21 protein-coding genes are annotated in these 21607 nt (G+C 33.7%); 18 read left to right on the forward strand and 3 right to left on the reverse strand.

The window, feature by feature from the left end:
* The first annotated feature begins 552 nt into the window (after window positions 1-552).
* The 6 genes from REB14_RS23550 to REB14_RS23575 all read left to right on the forward strand — a co-directional run bounded on the left by REB14_RS23550 (window position 553) and on the right by REB14_RS23575 (window position 5525).
* Complete coding sequence (locus tag REB14_RS23550) at window positions 553-939, forward strand: NHLP leader peptide family RiPP precursor (protein WP_309523445.1); 387 nt, start codon at window positions 553-555, stop codon at window positions 937-939.
* A 175-nt stretch (window positions 940-1114) separates the two neighbouring features.
* Entirely contained in the window at window positions 1115-2029 is a 915-nt protein-coding gene (locus REB14_RS23555) for a hypothetical protein (RefSeq protein ID WP_145953320.1), read from the forward strand.
* 135 nt (window positions 2030-2164) lie between these two features.
* Complete coding sequence (locus tag REB14_RS23560) at window positions 2165-2536, forward strand: hypothetical protein (protein WP_047426365.1); 372 nt, start codon at window positions 2165-2167, stop codon at window positions 2534-2536.
* Window positions 2537-2594: 58 nt separating this feature from the next.
* Window positions 2595-2969 carry a hypothetical protein gene (locus REB14_RS23565; RefSeq protein ID WP_079243641.1) on the forward strand — a complete coding sequence of 125 codons (375 nt, stop codon included), beginning with the start codon at window positions 2595-2597 and terminating at the stop codon, window positions 2967-2969.
* A gap of 249 nt (window positions 2970-3218) precedes the next feature.
* A complete protein-coding gene (gene lanM, locus REB14_RS23570; RefSeq protein ID WP_309523446.1) occupies window positions 3219-4706 on the forward strand; it encodes a type 2 lanthipeptide synthetase LanM in 1488 nt (495 codons plus the stop codon).
* Window positions 4707-4736: 30 nt separating this feature from the next.
* Window positions 4737-5525 carry a DUF5694 domain-containing protein gene (locus tag REB14_RS23575; RefSeq protein ID WP_185117004.1) on the forward strand — a complete coding sequence of 263 codons (789 nt, stop codon included), beginning with the start codon at window positions 4737-4739 and terminating at the stop codon, window positions 5523-5525.
* Between the two features lie 259 nt (window positions 5526-5784).
* Here REB14_RS23575 and REB14_RS23580 read toward each other — a convergent pair whose 3' ends face one another.
* Window positions 5785-6543: a response regulator transcription factor gene (locus REB14_RS23580; RefSeq protein ID WP_079243639.1), complete on the reverse strand. Its 759-nt coding sequence runs from the start codon at window positions 6541-6543 to the stop codon at window positions 5785-5787.
* A 251-nt stretch (window positions 6544-6794) separates the two neighbouring features.
* Between REB14_RS23580 and REB14_RS23585 the strand changes: the two genes are divergently transcribed.
* The 9 genes from REB14_RS23585 (at window position 6795) to REB14_RS23625 (ending at window position 18144) form a co-directional block, all read left to right on the forward strand.
* On the forward strand, window positions 6795-7397 hold the full coding sequence (locus REB14_RS23585; protein WP_099049868.1) for a hypothetical protein: 603 nt from the start codon (window positions 6795-6797) through the stop codon (window positions 7395-7397).
* Window positions 7398-7439: 42 nt separating this feature from the next.
* Entirely contained in the window at window positions 7440-8087 is a 648-nt protein-coding gene (locus tag REB14_RS23590; RefSeq protein WP_079243638.1) for a helix-turn-helix transcriptional regulator, read from the forward strand.
* An 18-nt stretch (window positions 8088-8105) separates the two neighbouring features.
* Window positions 8106-8438 (forward strand): hypothetical protein, encoded by a 333-nt coding sequence (locus tag REB14_RS23595; protein WP_079243637.1) that lies wholly within the window; start codon window positions 8106-8108, stop codon window positions 8436-8438.
* Between the two features lie 68 nt (window positions 8439-8506).
* Window positions 8507-9028 (forward strand): cyclic nucleotide-binding domain-containing protein, encoded by a 522-nt coding sequence (locus REB14_RS23600; protein WP_047426351.1) that lies wholly within the window; start codon window positions 8507-8509, stop codon window positions 9026-9028.
* Between the two features lie 23 nt (window positions 9029-9051).
* Window positions 9052-10626 (forward strand): TolC family protein, encoded by a 1575-nt coding sequence (locus tag REB14_RS23605; RefSeq protein WP_079243636.1) that lies wholly within the window; start codon window positions 9052-9054, stop codon window positions 10624-10626.
* A gap of 11 nt (window positions 10627-10637) precedes the next feature.
* Window positions 10638-11900: an NHLP bacteriocin system secretion protein gene (locus REB14_RS23610; RefSeq protein WP_309523447.1), complete on the forward strand. Its 1263-nt coding sequence runs from the start codon at window positions 10638-10640 to the stop codon at window positions 11898-11900.
* Window positions 11901-11916: 16 nt separating this feature from the next.
* Window positions 11917-14109: an NHLP family bacteriocin export ABC transporter peptidase/permease/ATPase subunit gene (locus REB14_RS23615; RefSeq protein WP_079243634.1), complete on the forward strand. Its 2193-nt coding sequence runs from the start codon at window positions 11917-11919 to the stop codon at window positions 14107-14109.
* Window positions 14110-14120: 11 nt separating this feature from the next.
* Entirely contained in the window at window positions 14121-17033 is a 2913-nt protein-coding gene (locus REB14_RS23620) for an NHLP bacteriocin export ABC transporter permease/ATPase subunit (RefSeq protein WP_309523448.1), read from the forward strand.
* Window positions 17034-17049: 16 nt separating this feature from the next.
* A complete protein-coding gene (locus tag REB14_RS23625) occupies window positions 17050-18144 on the forward strand; it encodes a DUF7005 family protein (RefSeq protein WP_309523449.1) in 1095 nt (364 codons plus the stop codon).
* 4 nt (window positions 18145-18148) lie between these two features.
* On the opposite strand, the gene REB14_RS23630 is transcribed toward REB14_RS23625, so the two are convergent.
* Together REB14_RS23630 and REB14_RS23635 are read right to left on the reverse strand one after the other, a co-directional pair.
* Window positions 18149-18895, reverse strand: a complete 747-nt coding sequence (locus tag REB14_RS23630; protein WP_079243631.1) for a ThiF family adenylyltransferase — start codon at window positions 18893-18895, stop codon at window positions 18149-18151.
* Between the two features lie 144 nt (window positions 18896-19039).
* A complete protein-coding gene (locus tag REB14_RS23635; RefSeq protein ID WP_079243630.1) occupies window positions 19040-19669 on the reverse strand; it encodes a helix-turn-helix domain-containing protein in 630 nt (209 codons plus the stop codon).
* A 122-nt stretch (window positions 19670-19791) separates the two neighbouring features.
* Here REB14_RS23635 and REB14_RS23640 point away from each other — a divergent pair, with 122 nt between their 5' ends.
* The 3 genes from REB14_RS23640 to REB14_RS23650 are packed head-to-tail and all read left to right on the forward strand — an operon-like array spanning window position 19792 to window position 21568.
* Window positions 19792-20187: a type III secretion system chaperone family protein gene (locus tag REB14_RS23640; protein WP_079243629.1), complete on the forward strand. Its 396-nt coding sequence runs from the start codon at window positions 19792-19794 to the stop codon at window positions 20185-20187.
* A gap of 19 nt (window positions 20188-20206) precedes the next feature.
* A complete protein-coding gene (locus REB14_RS23645) occupies window positions 20207-20908 on the forward strand; it encodes a PspA/IM30 family protein (protein ID WP_309523450.1) in 702 nt (233 codons plus the stop codon).
* Window positions 20909-20911: 3 nt separating this feature from the next.
* Window positions 20912-21568 (forward strand): hypothetical protein, encoded by a 657-nt coding sequence (locus REB14_RS23650; RefSeq protein ID WP_079243627.1) that lies wholly within the window; start codon window positions 20912-20914, stop codon window positions 21566-21568.
* Window positions 21569-21607 lie beyond the last annotated feature (39 nt).

A 21607-nucleotide genomic window follows, 5' to 3' on the forward strand; every position in this document is an offset into this window, starting at 1 on the left:
TAAAAATGATAACTGAATATAACAGATAGTAATCATTGACAGTTTTGAAGTAAAAGCTGGCAAATTTATAGAGAAAATACTTTCTACTTTTACCTTATTGAAAATGGAAGTTATCAGGAGCAGATGCTAAAAATGATAACTGAAGGAAAAGAAAAAGAGCTGACAGTTTTGAAGTAAAACTTGGCAAATCTATAGAGAAAATACTTTCTACTTTTACCTTATTAAAAAAGGAAGTTATCAGGAGCAGATGCTAAAAATGATAACTGAAGGAAAAGAAAAAGAGCTGACAGTTTTGAAGCAAAACTTGGCAAATCTATAGAGAAAATACTTTCTACTTTTACCTTATTAAAAAAGGAAGTTATCAGGAGCAGATGCTAAAAATGATAACTGAAGGAAAAGAAAAAGAGCTGACAGTTTTGAAGTAAAACTTGGCAAATCTATAGAGAAAATACTTTCTACTTTTACCTTATTAAAAATGGAAATTATCAGGAGCAGATGTTAAAAAAAGATAATTAACGAAAAGAAATAGAACTGACAGTTTTGAAGTAAAACTTGGCAAATCTATACAAAGAAAGCATTTTACCTTTACATCAACAAAATGGCAATGTTATGGAAGACAAAAAAGAACAAATTATACAGGCAGTTATATCTAAAGCTTGGGAGGATGCGGAATTTAGAAAAGAACTACTCTCAAACCCAATAGAAGCAATAGAAAAACTGACAGGTGTAGTAGTGGTTTTGCCTGAGGGAAAAGAGCTGGTTGTTGTTGATCAGACAGATAAATCTAAAGTGTATTTGAATATACCAGCAGAGCCGGAGTTAGAGAATACAGAACTGACAGAAGAACAATTAGAAATAATCGCAGGAGGAGGACAAATGATTTGGAAAGATTTAACAGACTCTTTATTTCCTGCTTTTAAAAATTGTATTAAAATATAAAAAGCAATATCATGGAATGTAGAAGCCATACAAAAAGAATTGTTATCCATGACTGCTCAGAATAAATAATAGTGAGAACTTAAAAAAAAATAATTTAACATGTAATTTTAATAGTATGATGGTTAGTCAGAATTTAGGAAACACTTTGGAGAGGCCAATGCATTCAAAGTACTCTATGCAAACAATAAATAGTTTTCTCAAAATTATGTTTCAAAATGAAGACATGCCACTTTTAAAATTGGAAAAATTAACAAGAGAAAAATTAACTGAACTTATTGATCAAGAGGTAAGAACAGAGAATGTTGAGATTACTAATGAACTATTTTTATTATTCTCTAACCTTGCTATCGAATTACAAAAAAAAGATATAAGATCTGAAGAGACATGTATGACGATTAACGAATGCATGATGACAGTAGATCTAAATGAGAATGAAAAGGCTATTTTATATATGGGTTATTATCCAATAATGGCACTTTATCATTATAAATTGAATCATTATGAAAAATCAGTTCAATACTCTCATCTAGCCATTCAAAATGATGATTATCTTTTGGGAAAATATCCTGAGTTATTCACCCATAAGACGCTGCAGATACAAAATATAATTAAAACACATCTTTTATTTAATGAAGTAGATAGAGCATTTAGTTTGTGTAATGATATGTTAAAATATTTAATTGATGGAGATCAATTTGCCTATCCTGTAGGTCATTGGACACATAATTTTAACATTGAAAAAGAAAGTGAAGTGATTAATGTTTGTCAAACGGTTACAATCGTTGTGAAAGCTATCATCACCTTGACGAAAAATAATGAAGACGAACAAAGGCTTTTTTCATTGGCATTTGCTGGAATTGAAGGAAAAAAAATAAAAAATCCGGAGATAAAATTAATATTACAATTCTTTGACATGAAATTTTCCCTTTACTCATTCCAAAAATTTGATGAATTACAAATTAATGAATGGAAAGATAAAGTCATGGATTCAAAATATATCTCTATCCTTAAACCCCTTTTCTCCAGTTTATTCCTATCCATGGAAACAAACTCTAGGGGGATTATTAAAAGATATCTCTTTAGTTTCTAACTAAAAGATCACCCGCCATATAAGTCATAATTGTTGTCTGGAAGGCGCTTCAAAAAGCCTTCTCTGGAGCAGTGTGCGCCTGAAATAAAGAATATAAAAATAAAATAAACATTAAAACTTAAAAATTTAGAAATTATGAGTTATCAAGCCATCTCGGAAGAGAAAAAAGAACTAGTTAGAGACGTTATGTTCAAAGCTTTAAATGATGCAGCTTATAAAGCAAGATTAGTAAGTAACCCTATTGAGGCAATCAAAGAATTGCACCCGGACTTTACTCTTGGAGGAAACAAAAAAATCGCTGTTGTAGATCAAGTAGATAATGATACATACTACATCAACCTATCATATCTTTCATTTGCTTTATTTGGAGGAGATATTGAAGAATTTGAATTATCAGAAGAAGAATTAGGAATGGTTGCCGGAGGTAAAACAGTTCCAATTGGAAGCTGCCAGTTCTTAAGCTGCTTTGGTGGTAGTATAACAGAACCATCTGCAGAAATAGTATAAATCTAGATACAATAAATAAAAACAAAAAAATTAATTAACATTTAAAAATTCAAAAATTATGAGTTATCAAGCAATTTCAGAAGAGAAAAAAGAACTAGTTAGAGAAGTAATGTTTAAAGCTTTAAACGATGCAGATTACAAAGCAAGATTAGTAAACAACCCTGTTGAGGCAATTAAAGAACTTCATTCAGATTTTACTCTTGGAGGAAACAAAAAAATCGTAGTAGTAGATCAAGTAGATAATGATACATACTACATCAACCTATCATATCTTTCATATGCTTTATTTGGTGGTGATATTGAAGAATTTGAATTATCAGAAGAAGAATTAGGAATGGTTGCAGGTGGTAAAACAGTTCCAATCGGAAGCTGCCAGTTCTTAAGCTGCTTTGGAAACGGTTTGACTGAAGATACTGCTACTACTGTAGGATAGTATTATTCATAAAAACTGAATACATAAATAAAAAGAGAATGCACATTCTCTTTTTATTTATTTTAAATCATATCTTCCTGTTAAAACGATTGACTTTCAATTAAATATATTGAGTACCGGGCTGGATGAATGAAATGCATTTAATCAAAATGGTAAAAATTTTGTCAGAGATAATTACCTTGAATCCATTTCTAGAAAAGAAAAGTCTTTAAGATAAGAACGTTATAAATATTAAAAAACTAATAGAAAATGACCAATTCCACTTTAAAAGAACCAACCTTTGTTGAAGAAAGAATGACTTCTTATCTGTGCTCTATTTATGAGAGAAATATCACAAGGATGCTGCCAGAATTTATTAGAAATAATAATGAATTAGCTTTTGAAGATTTCTTTGAATATTTAATACAAGATAACTGGCAAAACGTCCGTCGTCAATTTCCTGTTTTAGATGAGTATTTGCCTCTGCAGAAAAATAAAATTCACAATCAATACACCAAGATCATTGAATCATATAAAGATTGTTCTGCAGAACTATTTGACAATATGTTAATTGAAAACAAATCTATTGCAGTTCAGGATATCAAAATAGGAGAAGGTGATTTTCATAATGGTTTTTCAACCTCTATGGTTTTTTTAGAAAATGGGAATAAATTGGTTTTCAAGCCTACCAATGCATCAATTTCTCATTCTCTTTTTCTGTTCCTAGACTGGATTAATGATTATCTCTCTCTCGGGGATTACAAATATCAAATACTCAATAAAAAAGATTATCATTGGCAGGAATTTGTACTGGGAAAACCATGCAATTCAGAAAATGAAATAAAGAGTTATTATGAAAGAGCGGGATACTTATTATGTATTCTTTATCTTTTAAATTCTACTGATTTTCATGCTGAAAACCTTATTGCGAATGGCGATACACCTGTAGTGATTGATCATGAAACTTCGATACAGCCTCAGATTTCAGAACATCTAAGAGATAATTTCAAATCGTTTGATACTCTTAATTTAGAAAATATAGATAAACAGGATACTGTAATTAATTGTGCGCTTTTACCTTTTGGGAATGATGCGAAATTTATTCCGGCAGGGATGTGTGGTTTGGGATATTCGAAAAATACGCATGCCTTTGTGACCAAAAAGGAAGGAGTCAATAAGTTTACTAAAGACTGGAAAATGGAATACAAATCTGTCAAAGTAGATTATATTCAGAATAATATTCCCACCTTTAATGGTAAGAATGTTTTCGTGGATGAATATTCCGATCAGTTTATATCAGGCTTTGAAAAATGTTATAACCTGTTTCTAAGTGAAAAAGCATTTTTACTATCTGATAGTTCACCCATTCAAAAATTTAATAACCTTCCTGTGAGGTATATATGGCGTTCAACCAATGTATATGGTAAAATTTTAAATGTCATGAATTTACCTAACAATCAAAAGGACAGAAAAAAATACACACAAAGAATTGAAGATTATCTTTCCATTGCTTTTAAAGATATTCCTGAAGGTTCTGATTTACGTTTTATTCTGCAACATGAAATCGCTCAAATGTTAAGAGGAGATATTCCTTATTTTGAGGTGAATACATCATCCAGAGACTTACACACAGAATTTGGGATCGTAAAAGATTTTTTTGAGCTTAGTGCGGTAGAAAACATCGAAAGAAAATTAAACAAGCTTTCTCAAGAGGATTTAGAGTTCCAGAAGAAAGTAATATTTGAACAGCTTAGGTAGATATTTATAGTTATAACATCATTTAAAGTTATGAAAATAAGAAAGTTTATATTATTAATCATAGTATTAGGTTGGTTTAATCTATTTGGACAAAAATCTAAAGTTTTGAACTTAGGTGTTTTCCATATGGGAAATACTACTGATGCCAATAAGGTAAAATACGATTCAGATAAAAATAGTGTTGAGATTGATGCTATAATTAATATGTTGGCAGATTTTAAACCGACAATGATTTGTGTGGAAATCATTCCAAATAATAACGAAGAACTTAAGAAAGATTATTCTAACTTTTTACATGACGGAAAATATAATACTAAATATAAGGGAGAAGTAGAAGCATTAGCCTATCAAGTAGCCAAAGTTTCAGGGGTAAAAAATATCTATGGAATTGATGATAAAGAAACAGCAATGTACAACTATAATATTGCAGATGAGTTGAAAGATCCGGTAGACAGTATGACTTCAAAGAATTATAAACTTAACCTTTTTAAAAAATTTGCTAAAGTGGAGAGTTTGTCAACGTTAGAAAAATTAATTTTCTTCAATTCAAAAGAGACTTTAGAAGGTTTGATTAACATTAATGCAGATATTTTAACGTACAGCAGTACTAAAGGAAATTTTGAAGGAGCGGATGAAGCGAGTAAATTTTATAAAAGAAATTTAAGAATATTTTCAAACTTAAACCAACTTCCTGTTACAAAAGATGACCGGGTTCTGATAATTATGGGAGCTACTCATACAGCATTTCTTAATGAGTTCCTGAAAAGAAGTCCTAAATATGAACTTGTAGATGTTTCTCAATATTTGAAAAAGAAATAGCTTTTTATTAGAACGTTTTCCCTTTCAACAGAAGATAATTCTTACTCTGTTAATAACCCAAGCAATTCTGTCCACAGGTTTTCTTTGAAACCATGGAGTATTCATTTTAAATAAGAGATTTCTATTTACTCTTAAAGAATTTTTCACCGGACTGATTGCTTAACATCAGAGCATATATCCAGAGAAGAAGAGCTTATATTATATTTTATTGTCGCTGTTTATCAATGAGATTGTTAAATCTATGGGAGACATTCTTACACTAAATCAATTTATTATTTGTAGCGTATGCAATTGCCTCTGTAATACTGCTTACCTCTAATCTTTCAAATAATTTTCTTCGATGAAACTTTACTGTATCCGGAGAAATAAATATGGCTTTTGCTATATCATTAATCGTGAATCCTCTTGCACAAAGCTGTAATATTTCAAGTTCTCGTTTGGATAATACTGCTTTTTTTTCCGCTTCCCATATATCTTGATCCAGTCTGTAATGATAGACTTTATTTTCTCCATTTTGATATATTTTAATATTCCCGGAATCCCTCTCTGAAGAAATAGAAATAAGACATACTGCCTTCCATATTTTTCCGTCTTTATTAAGAAATAAAGGCGTTAATTTTTGATTAACTAATATCTTTTTATTCTCCTTGTTTATAATGTGAAAATCATAAGAAATGGTGTAATCCAGCCTTTTTTCAAGAGGAATCTTATCATAAAAATCAAATCCTACAGAATTGATTTTTAATAAGAGTTCCAGGTCCTTTTGAGGAACATATTTAAAATAAAAAGCATATCCCATCTCCAATACTTGCTCCGGAGTATTGCCACAAAGAAAAAGCGGGTTGTCTGAAACATATTCAAACCCCTGCTTCATATAATCAATTACATAAATGCTAGTGTATGTGGCTCTTGCAAATGCCTTAATCGATTCCAGATAACTGAATTGTTGTTCCTTCTCCTCTTCAGTTACGCTGCTTATTGTATTTCTATGATTAAAGAAAGAATCTTTTTCATCCATGCTTATTTTGTCAGTTTTATACAAAAATAATATAAAATGAACATAATAAATGATATTGCGGAGTAAAATTTTTCTTTTTCACATTAAATCATGGTTATTTATTTAAATCCCTAAATAGGGATTAAGTTTTTGCAAAGAAAAATCAAATTACTACACCAAAGTGTAGTTGTTTGGCTTTCAGTTGAATACTACAATATGGTGTAGTGGAATTGACATCCCTGCCAAGTAGATTTGTTAAAAACAACTAAGCCATGAGAATCACACAAAATTACTTGAATCAATTAGAGCTGGAACAGCTCGCAGAGCTAGCCCAATTTGTAGTAGAAGAAAACTTCAATCATCATTCTGATAATGTGATACCAGAAATGGAAATTCAAAATGATGTGAAAGACGTATATAATGAAGAACTAAGCTATTTCAAAAATTCTGAAATTTTTGTTGTAAAAGATACAATGGGAAGCATCCAGGGTTCTATAAGAGTAATTAAGTGGGATTACAAAACAACACTTCCTATTCAAAAGTTATTCAATATCAATCCTTTAGATATTGGTTGTTCTCAAAACGCCTCTTCAGTATGGCATATTGGAAGATTTGCAACAAACAAAACCAATCAGGACCGTACATTGTTTAAGAGATTAATGGTCTCTGCCATTACCCCAATTTGTAATGATAAAAATAGTATTGCCTTTGCAGAATGCGACAGCAAGCTTTTAAGAGTAATGAATCTGATGGGCATAAAAGCAGATGTAATAGGTGATTCTATTAATTATCTGGGATCAGAAACAATTCCTGTATCCATGAACTATGAAGGGCTTAAAGGTTTTTATGATGCTAATAGATATCTGGTTAGCTAAAAATGAAATTACAAAACTGTTTAATAAAATCCCCCTTTTAAAATGAATACAGCAAAAACTATAGACTGGAACTCTCCTGATGTTTTGGAACAGATTATCCTGAATATTAGAAACCCGTTAGAGAATATCATTACCGTAAGCAAGAGCACAGCATTACATCATAAAGAAAAAAAGGATGAAATCATATTTTCAAGTAGCAAAGAAATAAGTGATATCATTGAAGAAATGATGCTGAAAACAAAAGCAAAAACATTGAACCTAACATTTCGTGGGCGACCGGAAATTTTTGATATCTATGAGTCTAATGAAAATGTACGTGGGTTGTGCTCTGATGAGATTAATCCCCAGAAAATAGCAAAAGTAGATCAGGATTGGCTTGTAAACTTAGAAAAAGAAATTTTTGGTTCTTTGAACCAGAATGAATTAAATCTTTATGAGCTTTCCTATAAAATGGCCGTGAGTGAAAGGCAGTTACACAGAAAAGTGGCTAACCTGGTGTATCTGACGCCTAATAAATATATAAGAGTCTTGCGACTTCATAAAGCTAAACAGATGATAGACGACTATATACAAAAATCTATCTCTCAAATCGCATATGCAGTAGGGTATAATGATGTGCATTACTTTTCCAGATTATTTGCAGATCAATATAATATTACCCCTAAAGAACTCATAAACTCTTTAGAATAACAGGTATAAAACAAAAATATGAACTTAACAGAAGAACAAAAGAGAGGACAAGAAGCATTTTTTAGAATTATTTCTGAAGCTTGGGAAAATGAAGATTTCAAAAAATATTTAATAGAAAATCCAGAAGAAGCTTTAGAAAAATTCTTTGGAAAAAAAACTCCTATGGGTAAGAAAATTAAAGTAACCGATCAATCAGATCCGGATTATTTGTATATCAATATCCCTGTAAAACCCCAGAAGATGAATAAGGAGGAAAAGCTTAAACCGGCAGATGAGAATAATAATCGTGTGATAACAGATTATAAGGGATTGTATAATTCGTTGAGAAAAATAAATAAACGTCAGGAATAGCAGTTTTTTTGGCGAAACTATCAACGTAAAACAAAATACTTTAGCATAACCTTAAAAGAAATATAATTATGAAAAGAGTACTTTTTTTCTTAGGTCAATTAAATGACAGAGATGTGGAATGGATGATTCATAATGGAAGTAAATTAGAACTACCCATTGGATATACGCTGATAAATAAAGGTGAATCAATAGATAGTTTATTTATTGTTTTATCTGGGCAATTATCCATATATGCAGATAATAGCAATGGAGACAGTATTGCAACACTAGAAGCAGGAGAAATTGTAGGAGAAATGTCTTTCCTGGAATCAAGGCCGCCATCAGTTTCTGTAGTTGTAACCAGACCATCAGTAATATATCAGATTTCTCGTGATACAATAAGTTCCAGAATGGCAGAAAACCCTGAATTCAGATCCAATTTCTATTATGCTCTGGCATTATTTCTTTCAAACAGATTACGTAAAACAACAGACCAGCTAGGATATGGAAATCCTGAGGAAGAAGATCTTATAGATATGAATGTATTGGATGGTGTTGCCAATGCAGGAGCTCGCTTTGGACAGATACTTCACAGATTTTCAGAAGTTTAATCCCGGAAATATTCATTGGTAAAATGAGACTTTATAAATTTATCTATTTATTTTTTACAGGGATCGGTATCACTAATTTCTATGGACAGTCAAAGATAAGTAGCGATTTGGTAACAATTTCGAATATCGCATTTGAAAAAAACCCGGACATCGTAAGAAGTGGTTATACAATCCAGGATGCTGAGGGTGATTTTCAGATCCAGAGAAGCGCATTTGATATCAATTTATTTTCTGAACTTTCTGTGAAACATAACCGGTACACGCTTTTCGATGCTGATACAAGAAATCAATATATAGATAAATTTTTGAAGACAAACACCCTGGACTTTTCAGCCGGAGTACGTAAAAAATTAAGAACAGGACAAATAACAGACATAAGTCTTAAATATGGTTTTAATAATAATAACTTTCCTTATGACAGCTTTAACCAACTTGTTGGGCCTTTCTGGGGAAATCATCTGGGATCTGTCAATTTTTCATTGACACAACCTTTATTAAGAGGAAGGGGAAGAGAGGTTACTACTTTATCAGAAAGAGTCTCTCAGCTTTATATAGAAAATACTAAAAGCAATAATGAGTTTAATAATTCATATACCATTCTGCAAATTGGTAAAGCATACTGGAATTATTATCTGGCTTATAGAAGTTTAGAAATTTATAAAGAAAATGAAAGTCGGGTAAGAAATGTAATGGAAGTTACAAGAGAGCTTATAAAAGCAGATAAAAAACCGGCCGGAGATTTGGCCCAGGTTAATGCAGACCTCTCTAATCAGGAAAAACTGACAGCTCTTGCAGAACAAAATTTGTATACAGCAAGAATAAATCTGGGAAGAGTAATAGGACTAAGTAATGAAGAAAGCCTCCAATTGGATACTCCTTCCAATGAGTTTCCAGCTATTACTGAATCTCAATACAGAGAAGGACTTGATAGAAATACTCTGATTAAAATAGCTAAAGAAAAAAGAGGTGATCTGAAAGCGGTTGAAAAAATTTCTGATGCCTTGGAAATGCAGTATAAACTTGCAGAAAACAATACAAAACCTCAATTAGATCTTACTGGTTTTGTTTTCTATGGAAGTGCCATTGCAGGAAATGGAATAGACAAAACATTTTCTTCATTTACTAATAATGAAGGAAGGAATTTAGGCGCAGGTGCTAAGCTGACATTTACTTTCCCTGTTAATAATAATCTTGCGAAAGGAAACTATGCCAAAAGCCTCGTTGCCTTAAATGATCAGAAAATCTCAAATGATAATCTACAAAGGAACATAGAGCTGAATATCAGTAATGCCATCAATACTCTGGATAATAGTGTTGTTGTTTTAGAAAAAGCAAAAGAAGCTCTTAATTCATACAAAGATGCTTTTAATAACGAACAGGTAAAATTACAAGCGGGGCTAACAACTATTCTTAATGTAATCTTATTTCAGGAAAGGCTTACATCCTCAGAATTGGAATACCTTCAGGCATACCAGCAATTTGCCAATGCCATTATTAATCTGAGACATGAAACAGGAACATTAATATCTCAGGGAGATAAAGGATTCACTTTAAATCAGAATGTTTTTTACACGATACCAAACATCTCTAATTATTAAATATTAAAATTATGTCAGCAGGGTTTTTTAGAAAGTCAGCATTAGAAAAACTGTCTACTCCGGAGAAATTAGATCAGCTCATAAAAGTTACGGGGCCCAAAGCTTGGATTGCCCTTTTTACGGTTTTTATTGCATTGGTAACAGGAATTTGCTGGTCAGTAATGGGTACGGTAAAAACAAAATTGAATGCTACAGGAGTGGTACTTGGAGGAGAAGTACATGAAGTAGTTGCTACCTCTCAAGGTCAGCTTGTTAAGCTTCATGTCTCTATTGGAGATGATGTGAAAAAAGGAGATATTATTGCTACTATTCAACAGCCCGAACTTTATCAGCAAATCGAAGATGCAAAGGCTGTACTCTCAGATAGAAAATTTGAGATGGGAAAACTAATGGCCTATGGCAGTCAAGGAAATCAGCTTGAAGGAAAATTAATTAACCAGAACAGAGTCAGTATTCAGGGAGAAATAGAAGCTGAAAAGAAAAAACTGGCATTCCTTTACAGCCAACTCGAATCAGAGAATAATCTACTGAATAAAGGACTCATTATAAAGTCTCAGGTAGCAGGAACGAAACAACAGATAGACGCCTCAAAAAACACAATAGAAAGATTAAAAGGACAAATGGCGGAAGCATCAAGCCAACAGCATAACCTGGGTTTTGATTTACAACAAAAAATTACGTTGCAAAATCAGCGTATTTCAGAAGCAGAAAGAAATCTTCAGTTTTTATCAGAAAGATATGAAACTCAGAATAAAATTAAAAGCCCTTATGATGGAGAAGTTGTAGAAGTTTTAACGGATGCCGGAGGAGTTGTAGGAGCAGGAACACCATTATTTAAATTAAAAAATAAAGGGACAGAAAACTTTGCCGTACTCAAAGGAGTTTTGTATATCCCTTCTCAGGATGGAAAAAAAATTAGGAAAGGGATGGAAGCTCTTGTTGTCCCGTCTACTGTACAACCTCAGGAATATGGGTTTATGGAAGGAAAAGTTACCTATGTTTCTGATTTTCCTATTACTGAACGAGGAATGATGACTTCAGTAAAAAACGATCAGCTGGCTAAAGGGTTATTAGCCTCAGGCCCTCTGTTTGAAGTGCATGTAGAATTTGAGAAAGATCCTAAATCTTATAGCGGTTTCAAATGGACCTCTGCCAAGGGTCCCAATATTTCAATAAAGGAAGGAACGTCATGTAACGGGAAAATCACAATAAAACAAGAACCTCCTGCTACCATTGTAGTTCCTGCATTTAAGAAATTTTTTGATCTATACTAATAATAGAGTTTTACGGATGGAAAAGAATACAAATTTTGTGATAGGAAAACTGGCGAGGCCTGTAAAAGTTCCTACAGTTTTGCAGATGGAAAGTGTAGAGTGCGGAGCTGCGGCATTAAGTATTATTTTAGGACATCATGGAAAATTTGTGCCGCTGGAAAAATTAAGAATTGCCTGCGGAGTATCCAGAGACGGATTAAAGGCTACCAATATTATAAAAGCCGCCAAAGAATTTGGGCTGGAAGCAAAAGGATATTCGAAATCCATTGAAAAATTAATGCAAATTCAAACGCCTTCTATTATCTTTTGGAATTTTAACCACTTTTTGGTTTTAGAAGGATTTACAAAGAAAAAAGTATATTTAAGTGATCCTGCACAAGGAAGATATCAGGTGACTCATGATGAGTTTGATGAAGCTTATACAGGGGTAGTGCTTACCTTTAATCCAGGTGATAAATTTGAAAAAGGAAACGAAAAAAGAGGGTTAATGTCTTCTTTAGCAGCCAGAATATCTAATTCTAAGCTGAGTATTATCTATCTTATATTAGCCAGTTTATTCTTAGTTATTCCCGGGCTGGTGATCCCATCCTTTATCAAAATATTTATAGATAAATATCTGATCAATGGATATTCAGGATTTGTAATGCCATTACTTCTTATAATGGGAGCCGTTTTAATAGTTAACTCGGTATTGGTATATATCCAGCAATATTATCTATTGAAATTAGAAACAAAGCTCGCTCTTACTACTTCCAGCAAATTTTTGTGGCATGTATTTCATTTACCAATCGTCTTTTTTACCCAACGTTACAGCGGAGAAATTGGAAATAGAGTTTCTCTTAATGATAAAGTAGCCAAATTATTAAGTGGAGATCTTGCCAACGCCGCACTTAATATAATTGTAGTCGTTTTTTATGCCTTTTTGATGTTTTCCTATGATATTCCTTTGACCTTGATAGGGATATTTATGGCAGGTATCAATGTAATGGTCTTAAGATATGTCTCTACCGCAAGAAAAGATGGCAACAGACGCCTGAGTAATGAAAATGGTAAGCTTCTGGGAACGACAACATCTGGAATCAGTATGATTGAAACCCTGAAAGCATCAGGAAGAGAAAATGATTTTTTTACCAATTGGGTAGGATATCTTGCAAAGGTAACGAACGCACAGCAAGAACTCGGATGGCTTACGATCAGGCTTAATGCAATTCCTCCTCTTGTTACCTCTCTTACCACTACATTTATTTTAGGAGTAGGAGCATTAAGAATTATGGATGGCGAGATGACTCTTGGTGCACTGGTAGCTTTCACCTATTTGATGGGCAATTTTATATCACCTGTTAATCAACTGATTTCTGTAGGAGCGATGTTACATGAAACAGAAAGTGATATGAACAGAATAGACGATGTTATCAATTATGAAGTGGATGATCAATTTAAGGAATTTCAAGATGGAACACCTATAGTTAAAGCTGAAATGGACAATAAACTGGTAGGTTATTTTGAAATGAAGAATGTTACCTTCGGTTATAATACAACATTACCCGCTCTTATAGAAAATTTCAACTTAAAGTTAAAGCCCGGAAACAGAGTGGCCCTGGTGGGAGGATCAGGAAGTGGAAAATCAACCGTCGCTAAAATAGCCTCCGGATTACACAAACCCTGGACCGGCGAAATTTTACTTGATGGAAAAAACAGAGAAGAAATACCAAGAAATATTATTACAGAATCATTAGCCGTAATAGATCAGGACGTCCTGATATTCAACGGAACTATCAAAGAAAATATTTCTTTTTGGGATACCACTATTTCTGATAAAAGTATTATTCAATCTGCCAGAGATGCTGCTATTCATGACGTAATTGCATCCCGAAATGATGCTTATGACAGCTCTGTTTTAGAAGGTGGATCCAATTTTAGCGGAGGACAGCGACAACGGTTAGAAATTGCAAGAGCTTTAGCTACAAACCCCTCAATTCTGGTAATGGATGAGGCTACCAGCGCATTAGACCCAACTGCAGAAAAGATCGTTATGGATAATATAAAAAAAAGAGGTTGTACCTGTCTGATTGTAGCGCATAGGCTGAGTACGATTATTGATTGTGATGAGATTATCGTAATGGAATATGGAAAAATAGTAGAAAGAGGAACACACCATGAATTGATGAAAAAAAATGGAGCTTACTCCAAATTAATTGAAACGAAATAAAATCTAATACCATGCCCGTAAAAGAAAAGATATATATAAATGTTGAAAATCCTTTTACCCTAAATGATACCAACAAATTTTGGATGGTACTTTCAGGTGAGGTAAATGTATTCTATACTAAAGTTGATGAAGAAGGCAATTATCTTATCCCGTTAAAGCACTTTTATACAGTGCAGAAAGGAGAAATCATATTCAGCTTATTAACAGAAAACAATGCTGGAAATAACACAAGGCTTATTGCTTTTTCAAATGAAGCCAAGCTACTGCCTATTGATAAGAGCAACCTTCTGGAGATGGATCATTTCTTTTTAAAGAATATGATGAATAAGTGGATTTCAAAGACAACCTCTATCGTATGCAATAGCAATAGTCCCAGAGTTTACAAGGCATTAGATGATTATAAAATAACACAATTAGAGAAAAATAGTATCGCCTTCCCGTCAAGTGGAATCAATTGGATACATATTTTAAAGGGAGAGGTCAACATATATGCGGAAAGTACAAATATTAGCTATGATAAACTTCCTGGGTTTCTCACTCCGGTATCTAATAAGTTGTGGATCAGGTCGCTAACTGATGGAACTGAAGTGAAGGTATTAAGTACAAGAGAAGTCCTTCAGGATGAAATTTACTTTTTGCTTTCATTAACAAAGCTGGAAGAACATTTTTATAACCAGCTTAATACGATTATAGAGACCCAGAAACAGGAAGAAAGTAAACATTTTCAGGAGAAACTTTTAATAGAAGAAGAGGGAATCAGGGCTACATTACAGAAAATAAGGTCTATTGTAGCGGGTAATGAGGAGCATGCTCATATCCAAAACTCAACCCTATTTAATAAAAAAAATATTCTTTTTTCTACCTGCCGCTTAATAGGAGAGCAGTCCGGATTTAAAATGGACGAGCCCAGGCATATAGAATCCTATGAAAATAGTGTTACGAATCAATTATATGCCATAGCCAAAAGTTCTAAAATAAGAATAAGAAAAATTATACTGAGGGGAGTCTGGTGGAAAGATGAAAACGGACATCTCTTAGCATTTACAAAAAAAGACAAAACACCTGTAGCTTTATTACAGGCAACATCCAATAGCTATATTATAAAAAATTTATCTACTGGTATAGAATCAACCGTTAATAATGAGATTGCAGAAACATTAGAGCCAATTGGTTATATGTTCTTCTCTGGATTTGACGGAAAAATGAATTCTATAAGGAAAGTAGCCCGTTTTGCTACAAAAGGAGTAAGAAAAGATGCAAAATTATTGATTTTTGCCGCCTTAGCAGGAAGTATGATGGGGTTATTAGTACCCATCTTATCTGGAATAATGTATGATGATGTAATTCCTACAGCAGACAGGTCTCTCCATATTGAGATCTTTTCCATTATGATTATGATGGCTCTGGTAACAGCAGGATTAAATCTTGCGAAAGGTGTTCTGCAGCAAAGACTGGAAACCAAATCCAGTATTAATTTACAGGCAGGCGTTATGGACCATATGCTAAGATTGCCTGTTACTTTTTATAAAAATTTTAGTGCAGGAGATCTTACAAACAGAGTTTTAAGTATTAATGCTATACGTCAGATTGTTTCAAGCACGCTGATGACAGCGGTATTGAGTGGAGCATTTTCTTTTGTGAATCTCGCACTTCTCTTTTATTATGATTCAAAACTAGCTTTGATAGGTGTAATACTAGGCCTTATTGCAGTTATTTTTATGATTACTATTGGTTGCTTGAAATTGAAATATGATAGAGAAGTTTCCAAATATCAGGGAGAAATACAAGGGTTTCTGTTTGAGTTTTTATCAGGTATTTCTAAAATTAGAATAACAGGTGGAGAAAAAAGGGTTTTCGCTCTTTGGGCAGATAAGTTTTCAAAACTAAAAAAATTAGGATTTGTTTCAGGAAGTTATCAGAACTTTGTGGAGACATTTAATGCCTCCTATCCGCTTCTTACAAGTATTTTCTTTTTCTCTTTCCTGTATTATACAGTACTTAATTCTGATACCGCAACGGCAATGTTAACAGTTGGGGCATTTATGGCATTCATTACAGCATTTAATCAATTTCTGAATGATAGTCTAAAGCTGAGCATGGCTTTAATAACATCTCTCAATGTGGTCACTCTGTATGAAAGAGTAAAACCTATTTTGGAAGAGGAGACAGAATCTGCAGAACAAAGCGTGGATCCGGGTGAACTAGCCGGGGATATAGAAATGAATTCCGTTTCCTTCAGATATAATCAAGATCAGCCTCTGGTCTTGAATAATGTCACTTTTAAAATTAAACCAGGAGAAATGGTTGCCTTTGTAGGTGCTTCAGGCTCAGGAAAATCTACCATTATGAGATTGCTTTTAGGATTTGAGTATCCTGAACTGGGATCTATTTATTTTGATGGTGATTCTTTTGATTCAATGAATAAAGAATTGGTTAGAAGACAAATCGGAGTCGTACTGCAAAATGGATCTTTGATGTCAGGAAGTATCTATCAAAACATTGTCGGAAATTCAGAATTGACATTAGATGATGCATGGGAAGCAGCACGAATGGCCGGAATGGAAGAAGACATCAAAAAAATGCCTATGGAAATGCATACAGTTGTAAGTGAAGGAGCAGGAACCTTCTCAGGAGGACAAAGACAGCGTCTTATGATTGCGAGAGCAATTGTTCATAAACCAAGGTTGTTATTTATGGATGAAGCTACCAGTGCACTGGATAACAGAACCCAGAATATTGTCTCAGAAAGCCTTGATAAACTTCAGGCAACCCGTATTATCATCGCGCACAGACTAAGCACTATTAAAAATGCAGATCGTATTTATGTGATGGATAAAGGAACGATTGTTGAAACAGGAACTTATGATGAACTGATGGAGCTTGAAGGACTTTTCTCTCAATTGGCAAAAAGACAGATTGCTTAATGTACAAATAGAATAGATGTCCGTACTTAGAAATATAGAAAAACTTGAGACCTATCTGCAGAACAAATTTTCTTCAGAGAGATTGAAAACAGTAGCTTCTGAAGAAAATGCCTGTGTGGAATTCTGGAAATATTACCTTCAAAAAACAGATGAGTCCCATTTTCAGATCTTAAAAGACTTTTATCCTCAATTATATTTCCCGATAGAGACAGAAATAAATAAAACAGAAGATTATATCAATGCTGTTTTGAAAGGAAAAGATTCTTTTAAAAATTTACAAACACATTTATTTTTGAATCATGCTGAAGGAATATCAATTCAACTACACAAGGACATTTCAGGGACTATTCCGGTGATTTCGATAAACGACAGTCAGGATTTTGTTGTCATTGCCCAAAGCCTTCTTTACAAGAATAATCCAAAGCCAATTCCTTCCTCTATGGGAGCATTTCTTGCAAACGGAATCAATAACTGGGAGAGAATTCATGCTTTAAAAAAAGAATGGATAGAAAATCGTCCGTCAAACAACTGGAATAATGAGTTTTCCAAAAATATTCTACCCATTCCGGAGCTTTATAAAGACAAAATAATAGTAGTAAGCACAAAACCTTACAGTAATATTCAGGCAGCTCATCTGGGGCTTTCAGAAGATGAATGGAAAGCATATTCCTATTCCATAAGACTTGAGCATGAATGTACTCATTTGTACACCTTACAAAGGTATGGCTGTGCTTCTAATAACCTTCATGATGAACTTATTGCTGATTATATTGGGATAGCCAAAACTTTAGGAAATTATAATAAAGAATGGATGCTTGCATTCATGGGACTGGAAAACTATCCTCAATACAGGGAAGGAAGCAGACTGGAAAATTATATAGATCGGATTGATATTTCCGGAGATCGCTTTCAAGACCTTACTAAGATTATCAAAAATGCTATTGAAACCATTGCAGGGTTTGACGAAGAGTTAGGGAGTATACAATCAGTACAAGATCAGATAGTAAGGATTGAAGCCCTTTGTGAAACCGATCTTATCGATATAGCCTCCAAAAGAGGAGGCCATATGCTAATGATAAAGTATAATGAAAAGGTTGCGTATAGCTGCTAACTAGTTAATTGACAGTCGTTAAATAAAATTCAGGGAATTTTTTTACAGGTTGATTTGTTGCAATATTGAACGCTATTTTTACACAACTTGCTGCTGCAAGAAATGAAGCGATTGATAATTGCGGCGGAGGAAGTTGTTTGTTTTCTTTAATGTAACTTTCTACAACATCTTCAAGCCATTGCTGAGGGTTTCCCCAATATCTCATGTGGCTGGAAACGTACTGAACAACATTTAGTTCATTAAAAGTTTCATCATCTTTCTGCAAAGATTCTAATCCCATACTTTCGCTGATTACCATAACCAACGCTCCCCAGCCCAGATTATAAGGATGCAGAACAGGGATGTTCTTCTCCTGACACATCTTATCGAAAATAATTGGGATTTCTGTTGAAAAGTCAAGGGCATTGATAGCTATATTATGGTTTCCAATGATTTTCTCAGCATTGTCTTTAGTAATAAACTCACTGTGGAAGCGGATATTGGCATTTGGATTAATGCTTTTCAACCGATGATATAAAGTTTCTGCTTTATAAGAAGAAATATCCTGGTAGGTATAATTCTGCCTGTTCAGATTAGACAATTCAATGGTGTCGCCATCCACAAGTGTAATGTTCTCAAAACCAAAACGTAAGGCACATTCTGCTATATTACTTCCAATACCGCATCCGGCTAGTAAAATAGAAAAATCTTTGATAGTCTTCTGCTCCTCTTCTTTTACATATAGCCTGTTTCGGGAGTATTGCTCTTCCATTATTTATATTTTAAGAACAAAAATATAGGTATGGGAGAGAATTACTACTACACAAAAGTTTAGTTTTTGCGTTTTTTACAATAAAAAGAATAAAGGAATAATTTTAATTTTTACAAGAATAATCTGGCCATGCACTTGTTTATTTTATCTGCTCCCGGCTTTCTTTTCAAGGTTTTCCAGTCTTTCAAAAATGCTGGTGAAAATATTTTTCTCACCCATAGAAACGTATCCTACAATTTTATAATAGCCAGGATGAGGTTTGTTTATTGTTTGCTTATCAATGTCATATGAAAGATTTCCATCCTGATAAATGAGAAGGCTATTGACAGATTCTGTTTTCTGATCTGCTTTGTTCAAAAATAAAATATCGCCATATTGATATTGTGGTAGTAATGCTTTTTCAGAGGTAAATTCATAAATCAGATCAACAGATGCTAATATTTTTTGCACAATAGATTCGTTTGGGCTGGTTTTTTCTGTTGCGATCTGTGCTTCTTTACTATTTTGAATAGCTAATTCCGGGAAAAGCATGAGCTGATCAATGTCTGAAACACTTACTAATTGGTTTACCTGTAAGGTTTCGGTGAGTAATTTATCAAGATTAAGGTTAAAATGATTAGCGACCTTTAATATAGTTTCTATCTTAGGTTCTGCGCGCCCTTCTTCATAAGAGCTTATCACTCCTCTGTTTAAATCAAATAAATCGGCAAAAGCCTTTTGGCTCAGTCCTTTAACCTGTCTTATTTTTTTAATATTAGTTCCAAAGAAGCTCATCTTGTCTAATCTTTTTTGCAAAGATAGAGAATCTGAAATAAATAATTGCTAATAATATTTGCATTTTGGAATTTTTATTTTATATTTGTGTAGACGAAAAATAAAACACTAAACCAGCCATCATGAGAAATCAAATATTCAGAACGGTCAAAGAGTGGTTGTTAGATTATGAGTTTACCATCACGTTGGAAGATGAGGCTCAGAGAATCTTAATCATCGAAAAAGAATCCAACGGGATAAAAAACATGATCCTTATAATATCAGATTCTATTCTGATCATGGAGCAGTTTCTTTTTGAAATCAAAAACCCATCCGAAAAAATATTTTTGAGACTCCTTCAGAAAAACAGAGACATCGTTCACGGAGCATTTGTACTGGACGGAACCGGAAGGAGGGTGATTTTCAGAGATACACTCCCAACCGATAATATGGCACAAAACGAAGTGATGGCTTCCATCAACTCTTTAGGAATCCTTGTGGGGGAATTTACAACAGAAATGCTTGAAATGAGTAAGTAATTCACAAAAGATATTTAAAATGAACATTTTTAAAAGATTGTTAACGATAGGAAAAGCAGAGATCCATTCTGTGATCGACAGCTTTGAAGACCCAATCAATTTAACGGAACAGGGAATCCGTGAAATGAAAGAACAGCTTGGGAAAAGTATAGAAGCACTTGCTCAGTTGAAAGCGCTTGCCATACGTAAAAAGAATGAAGCAGAAACAGAACAGCAGACCGCCAATGATTACTATAATAAAGCCATAGTCATTGTTCAGAAAGCAGAAAAAGGAGAAGTGGAAGCTGTAGAAGCAGATCGTCTGGCTAAAGAAGCACTGAAAAAACAGACCTCTTCTTTGGAAAATGCAACAGCTCTTCAGAAAGAGCATGAGAAACTGTATGATGACTGCGAAAAGTTACAGGGTAATATTAACCATCTGAAATCAGGTATTGCCAAATGGGAAAATGAATTGAAAACCCTGAAAGCAAGAGTTCAGGTGAGTGAAGCCACAAAAGATATCAATCAGAAGATGACCCAGATGGACACCGGAAGTGCGGTAAGCATGCTGGAAAAACTGAAGGATCGTGTTGTACAGCAGGAAGCCCTTGCGGAAGCTTATTCTGATCTTTCAAAATCAGGAAAAAGCATTGATGAAGAGATAGATGCCATGGTAAACAGTAATGATACAAAAGCTGAAGAAGCTTTAAACAGATTAAAAGAAACCCTTAAAAAAGGCTAATATATGACCTTTCAGGAATTTTTAAATGTAGCATTTTCTCCGGTGAATACGGTGCTGTCCGTCCTTCTTGGGCTTTCAGTGGTCTATTGGCTTTTTACCATTCTTACAGGGTTGGATATCGATGTAGGAATTCATTCCGATCTGGATGCAGATGCAGATATAGACGTTCCGGATGGCCATCTTCACGCACCTGATCATGATCCTTCGGCATGGATGCATTTCCTGAAGTTTCTGAATCTGGATATCGTTCCGGTAACATACTTTCTAACACTTTCATTGCTGATTACCTGGCTGGGCTCATTTTATCTGAATTATTTCATTCCACTTCCCACATGGGCAGGAATACTGAGTCTCTTTCCAATGATGATTGGAGGAATGCTATTAACCAAAATAATTCTAAAACCCCTGAATCCCTTTTTTAAAGAGATCAATCATAAAGGAGAATTGTCCTATGCCTTTTTAGGGAGAGAAGGACGCTTAAAGTCAAGCATTCAGGATGATAAAATAGGAATGATGGAGGTCTTCATCGGAAGCGATCCTATGACGCTGATGGTGAGAAGCAATGACGGAAGTAAACTTGAACATGGAACCCGAGTTATGATTGTAGATGAGGACCCCGAAAAAAGGATTTACTATGTACAGAAATCAATAAGATATTAAAATAAAAAACTAATAACCATGCTAACTATTTTTTTGATC

It is taken from the genome of Chryseobacterium metallicongregator (assembly GCF_031324065.1).
GTDB lineage: Bacteria > Bacteroidota > Bacteroidia > Flavobacteriales > Weeksellaceae > Chryseobacterium > Chryseobacterium metallicongregator.

Excerpts from the sequence above, each read along its gene's own strand:
- REB14_RS23555 (WP_145953320.1), top strand. The coding sequence starts at position 1,115 with ATGCAAACAATAAATAGTTTTCTCAAAATTATGTTTCAAAATGAAGAC.
- REB14_RS23560 (WP_047426365.1), top strand. The coding sequence starts at position 2,165 with ATGAGTTATCAAGCCATCTCGGAAGAGAAAAAAGAACTAGTTAGAGAC.
- REB14_RS23565 (WP_079243641.1), top strand. The coding sequence starts at position 2,595 with ATGAGTTATCAAGCAATTTCAGAAGAGAAAAAAGAACTAGTTAGAGAA.
- lanM (WP_309523446.1), top strand. The coding sequence starts at position 3,219 with ATGACCAATTCCACTTTAAAAGAACCAACCTTTGTTGAAGAAAGAATG.
- REB14_RS23575 (WP_185117004.1), top strand. The coding sequence starts at position 4,737 with ATGAAAATAAGAAAGTTTATATTATTAATCATAGTATTAGGTTGGTTT.
- REB14_RS23580 (WP_079243639.1), bottom strand. The coding sequence starts at position 6,543 with ATGGATGAAAAAGATTCTTTCTTTAATCATAGAAATACAATAAGCAGC.
- REB14_RS23585 (WP_099049868.1), top strand. The coding sequence starts at position 6,795 with ATGAGAATCACACAAAATTACTTGAATCAATTAGAGCTGGAACAGCTC.
- REB14_RS23590 (WP_079243638.1), top strand. The coding sequence starts at position 7,440 with ATGAATACAGCAAAAACTATAGACTGGAACTCTCCTGATGTTTTGGAA.
- REB14_RS23595 (WP_079243637.1), top strand. The coding sequence starts at position 8,106 with ATGAACTTAACAGAAGAACAAAAGAGAGGACAAGAAGCATTTTTTAGA.
- REB14_RS23600 (WP_047426351.1), top strand. The coding sequence starts at position 8,507 with ATGAAAAGAGTACTTTTTTTCTTAGGTCAATTAAATGACAGAGATGTG.
- REB14_RS23605 (WP_079243636.1), top strand. The coding sequence starts at position 9,052 with ATGAGACTTTATAAATTTATCTATTTATTTTTTACAGGGATCGGTATC.
- REB14_RS23610 (WP_309523447.1), top strand. The coding sequence starts at position 10,638 with ATGTCAGCAGGGTTTTTTAGAAAGTCAGCATTAGAAAAACTGTCTACT.
- REB14_RS23615 (WP_079243634.1), top strand. The coding sequence starts at position 11,917 with ATGGAAAAGAATACAAATTTTGTGATAGGAAAACTGGCGAGGCCTGTA.
- REB14_RS23620 (WP_309523448.1), top strand. The coding sequence starts at position 14,121 with ATGCCCGTAAAAGAAAAGATATATATAAATGTTGAAAATCCTTTTACC.
- REB14_RS23625 (WP_309523449.1), top strand. The coding sequence starts at position 17,050 with ATGTCCGTACTTAGAAATATAGAAAAACTTGAGACCTATCTGCAGAAC.
- REB14_RS23630 (WP_079243631.1), bottom strand. The coding sequence starts at position 18,895 with ATGGAAGAGCAATACTCCCGAAACAGGCTATATGTAAAAGAAGAGGAG.
- REB14_RS23635 (WP_079243630.1), bottom strand. The coding sequence starts at position 19,669 with ATGAGCTTCTTTGGAACTAATATTAAAAAAATAAGACAGGTTAAAGGA.
- REB14_RS23640 (WP_079243629.1), top strand. The coding sequence starts at position 19,792 with ATGAGAAATCAAATATTCAGAACGGTCAAAGAGTGGTTGTTAGATTAT.
- REB14_RS23645 (WP_309523450.1), top strand. The coding sequence starts at position 20,207 with ATGAACATTTTTAAAAGATTGTTAACGATAGGAAAAGCAGAGATCCAT.
- REB14_RS23650 (WP_079243627.1), top strand. The coding sequence starts at position 20,912 with ATGACCTTTCAGGAATTTTTAAATGTAGCATTTTCTCCGGTGAATACG.